The organism is Acinetobacter sp. YH16038, assembly GCF_013417275.1.
Taxonomy (GTDB): domain Bacteria; phylum Pseudomonadota; class Gammaproteobacteria; order Pseudomonadales; family Moraxellaceae; genus Acinetobacter.
In genome coordinates this window covers 1-4,272 of sequence record NZ_VPEG01000086.1, presented here as the reverse complement: position 1 = coordinate 4,272, position 4,272 = coordinate 1, and the positions used below count along the sequence as shown (strand labels likewise).

The window sequence follows — 4,272 nt, the reverse complement described above, 5'->3', positions numbered from 1 at the left end:
CCTGCGGCAGCGTGCTGCTGCGTGAGGCAATGCTCTCGCGTAATCCGTTGCCAGAGCCGATAACGGCCGTAACGCCAGCAACAGAGTAACGACGATATTAAAAAGGCGCTGATTCAGCGCCTTTTTTTATTTCAGGAAATCGTCGCGCACCGGCGTAAAGGTATCCAGAAGGGTGCCGGGCTTCAGGCAAATGCAGCCGTGCATCACGTGCGGCGCTTTATAGAGCGTATCGCCCGCCGTCACGATCTGCTTTTCTTCACCTATCGTAAACTCGAACTCCCCGGAGAGCACATAGGTAAGCTGTTCATGCGGGTGATTGTGCATCGGGCCAATCGCACCCTGCTCAAAATTGACCTCCACCGCCATCATCTTTCTTAGCATTCTTCCTTGGTGGATTTGGCGTACATAAATTTTACTTAGGTAAAATAGGACAGGGATTCCTGTATCTAATTTTTTGCTGGACATTCATACCCGCGATCATCGCGTTTATTGAGTTTATTATTTATCTATGCGATTCCGATGAAAAATTCGCAAGAAAATATGGCTAACTCATAGCAAAAAAGCCCTGCGGGGCTTTTTTTGTACCAGTCTGTGAGGCAGATTTACCATAACATCCGTTGCGTGCACCGCCTGAGAGGCTCTCAGGGCGTTTCTGGGTCTTCCTGCCTGTTTCCGACACTTCCCTGTGCCTATATCGTGAAAAAACGCGCCTGATGATTCTGGCGCGTCTGCATGGCTATGCACACACATGCATGGCCGGGATTTTAGCGGCTAAAATCCGGCTGGACGCCCAAAAGCACCACTGAACCTCACGAATAACGCCTCACGGGTGTGCAGTTTACTGTGCGGCCGTGAGGCGTTGGCCAGGCCGTCAGGCATGGCTGGATTTATTGCTAAGGGGGTCGGATTTAACGTGGATGAATCAGCACGCAGTGATGAACGGGATTCGGAAGGGGCACCCTTGCGGCGCGGCGATGTATACATCGCTAACGTGCCTTGGTCATTTATTGCAAGAAGGGAGAGGTAGCATTTTGATAGCAAAAAAGTAGCAAAAGGATAGCAACCGAAAGACCAGAAGACTCTGGAGATAGCAAAAAAGTAGCAAAATGGTAGCAAAAAGATAGCAAACATGCGGGAGCTAACCAGGAGTCTTTAGCGGGCCGGCGGTACTCCAAAAACACATCTTGTCCCGCTGTTTTGTGAATAAGCCAGCATAGCTGTGGGCACAAAACATTTCCTGTCCGCTGCTTTAACCTTTGTAATCCAGGAACGTCAGGTGACGTCACTTTGCGGCGTTAGCCCTATCCTGCATCGTATTAAAAAATGCAGCACTGGCGCGTACGGTGCCGAAGATAAGTCCGGGGATATTCCGCTTCCTCGCTCACTGACTCGCTACGCTCGGTCGTTCGGCTGCGGCGAGCGGAGGGAACGGAGACATTAAGGCACAGGCAATGAGAGAGGATCGAGAGGCAAAAGAAAAGGCCGCGGCGTTGCCGGTTTTCCATAGGCTCCGCCCCCCTGACAAGCATCACAGAATCTGACGCTCAAATCAGTGGTGGCGAAACCCGACAGGACTTAAAGATACCAGGCGTTTCCCCCTGGTGGCTCCCTCGTGCGCTCTCCTGTTCCTGCCTTTCGGTTTACCGGTGTCATTCCGCTGTTATGGCCGCGTTTATCTCATTCCACGCCTGACACTCAGTTCCGGGTAGGCAGTTCGCTCCAAGCTGGACTGTATGCACGAACCCCCCGTTCAGTCCGACCGCTGCGTCTTCTCCGGTAACTATCGACTTGAGTCCAAGCCGGAAAGACACGACAAAGCGCCACTGGCAGCAGCCACTGGTAACTGATTTAGAGGAGTTAGTCTTGAAGTTATGCGCCTGTTAAGGCTAAACTGAAAGAACAGATTTGGTTACTGCGCTCCTCATAAGCCAGTTACCACGGTTCAAAGAGTTGCAGCTCTGAGAACCTTCGAAAAACCGCCTTGCTGGGCGGTTTTTTCGTTTACTGAGCAAGAGATTACGACGCTACAGAAAGGATCTCAAGAAGATCCTTCACCATAATGGAAATCTATCCCACCCGAGCATATAGGATGCATATCGTTATAAAACATCGGATATTATGCATCCCAACTAAAAATAAGCTCGAGGATAAAAAATGAGTTCAATGGTTTACTGCCGAGGATGCGGCAAGGAAATACACGAAACAGCAAAGTCATGCCCACACTGCGGAGCCACAAACGCCTCTTCAGGTTCAGGTGAAAAAAGTAGAATCGCAGCCGCGCTATTAGGGAAGGTGCGAATAAGCGGGGAAATTCTTCTCGGTTGACTCAGTCATTTCATTTCTTCATGTTTGAGCCGATTTTTTTCTCCCGTAAATGCCTTGAATCAGCCTATTTAGACCGTTTCTTCGCCATTTAAGGCGTTATTCCCAGTTTTTAGTGAGATCTCTCCCACTGACGTATCATTTGGTCCGCCCGAAACAGGTTGGCCAGCGTGAATAACATCGCCAGTTGGTTATCGTTTTTCAGCAACCCCTTGTATCTGGCTTTCACGAAGCCGAACTGTCGCTTGATGATGCGAAATGGGTGCTCCACCTTGGCCCGGATGCTGGCTTTCATGTAACCGGGCAAACAGACGCATGGAGGCGATTTCGTACAGAGCATCTTCGATCGCGCCATCGCTCAGGTTGTACCAATGCTGCATGCAGTGAATGCGTAGCATGGTTTCCAGCGGATAAGGTCGCCGGCCATTACCAGCCTTGGGGTAAAACGGCTCGATGACTTCCACCATGTTTTGCCATGGCAGAATCTGCTCCATGCGGGACAAGAAAATCTCTTTTCTGGTCTGACGGCGCTTACTGCTGAATTCACTGTCGGCGAAGGTAAGTTGATGACTCATGATGAACCCTGTTCCATGGCTCCAGATGACAAACATGATCTCATATCAGGGACTTGTTCGCACCTTCCCTAAATCTGATAGTCGGTCTACAGATAGATCAATCTGGCGTTCAGATTATTCTTACTTTCTTGTATCATCCGACCACTGCAACCAATCAGGCAGAAATTTACTGCGCTCCAAAAAGAAGAACGGTTATGTCAGCGATGGATTTCAAGAAAAACACGGACCTCGATTTTCCCCGTTATGCCACTCCGGCGGTAAGCACCAAAGAGATAGATCTCCTGGGGTTGTTAGACGTACTTCTGGCAGCCAAAAAACGTATTGTGACGATCGTCCTGGCGTTCGCCGTAGTAGGGTTGGCCATTGCGTTTTTAATCCCGCAAAAATGGACCAGTAAAGCCGTGATCACGCCGGCCGAGCAGACGCAGTGGAACACGCTGCGCCAGATGATGGTGACGCTGCAGGTGCTGGACGTCGACGCGAAGGTGAGCCGTGGAGACGTGTTTAACCTGTTCATCAAAAAGTTTCAGTCGCAGTCGCTGCTCGAAGAGTACATGAAAACCTCCCCGTACGTGATGTCTCAGCTGGAAGGCACCGAGGTAGACCCGCTGGAGCTGCATCGCGCGGTGGTGAATATTGCTGAGAAAATGAAAGCGACAGATAACACGCAGGTTAAAGACGCAGACAAAGCGCCGTATACCTCATGGACGCTGAGCTTTACCGCCCCGACGGCGGGAGACGCGCAGACGGTTCTGGAAGGTTACATCAACTATATCTCCCGCATTGTTGAGCAGGAGACGATGGAAAATATCCGTAACCAGATCACGCTGAAAACGAAAGTCGTTCAGCAGCAGCTGGAGCTGGATCGCGTGCGTCTGACCAATATCCACAACACCAACCTGCAGCGCCTCAACTATTCGCTGGAAGTGGCGAACGCGGCAGGCATTAAGAAGCCGGTTTACAGCAACGGACAGGCGGTAAAAGACGATCCTGACTACTCCGTGGCGCTGGGTGCTGACGGTATTGCGCAAAAGCTGCAGATTGAAAAGAATCTGAAGGACGTGGCCGAGCTGAATGCGGATTTCCAGAACCGTGAATACTATCTGACTCAGTTGCAAAAACTGTCCGTGGAAGACGTGAAGCTTGAACCCTTCAGGTATCAGCTTTCACCGTCACTGCCGGTGAAAAAAGACGGTCCGGGCAAAGCCCTGATTGTGCTGCTGGCAGGGATTCTGGGCGGCCTGTTTGCCTGCGGCAGCGTGCTGCTGCGTGAGGCAATGCTCTCGCGTAATCCGTTGCCAGAGCCGATAACGGCCGTAACGCCAGCAACAGAGTAACGACGATATTAAAAAGGCGCTGATTCAGCGCCTTTTTT

General features: G+C 51.0%; 2 protein-coding genes and 2 pseudogenes. 2 read left to right on the top strand and 2 right to left on the bottom strand.

The features are described from left to right. Nucleotides 1-126: 126 nt before the first annotated feature. The gene (locus FTV34_RS16585; protein WP_218945200.1) at nucleotides 127-366 is read right to left on the bottom strand and encodes a cupin domain-containing protein; all 240 of its coding nucleotides are present in this window, start codon (nucleotides 364-366) and stop codon (nucleotides 127-129) included. On the opposite strand from FTV34_RS16585, the pseudogene FTV34_RS16580 reads away from it, so the two are divergent. After that, nucleotides 366-548, top strand: a pseudogene (locus FTV34_RS16580) (TM2 domain-containing protein); the annotation flags it as partial. The gene FTV34_RS16585 and the pseudogene FTV34_RS16580 overlap by 1 nt on opposite strands. Nucleotides 549-2,434: 1,886 nt before the next feature. On the opposite strand, the pseudogene FTV34_RS16575 reads toward FTV34_RS16580, so the two are convergent. Further along, a pseudogene (locus tag FTV34_RS16575) lies at nucleotides 2,435-2,897 on the bottom strand (transposase). Between the two features lie 194 nt (nucleotides 2,898-3,091). Here FTV34_RS16575 and wzz(fepE) point away from each other — a divergent pair. Further along, complete coding sequence (wzz(fepE), locus tag FTV34_RS16570) at nucleotides 3,092-4,234, top strand: LPS O-antigen length regulator Wzz(fepE) (RefSeq protein ID WP_021544858.1); 1,143 nt, start codon at nucleotides 3,092-3,094, stop codon at nucleotides 4,232-4,234. Nucleotides 4,235-4,272: the final 38 nt, after the last annotated feature.

Excerpts from the sequence above, each read along its gene's own strand:
- FTV34_RS16585 (WP_218945200.1), bottom strand. The coding sequence starts at position 366 with ATGGCGGTGGAGGTCAATTTTGAGCAGGGTGCGATTGGCCCGATGCAC.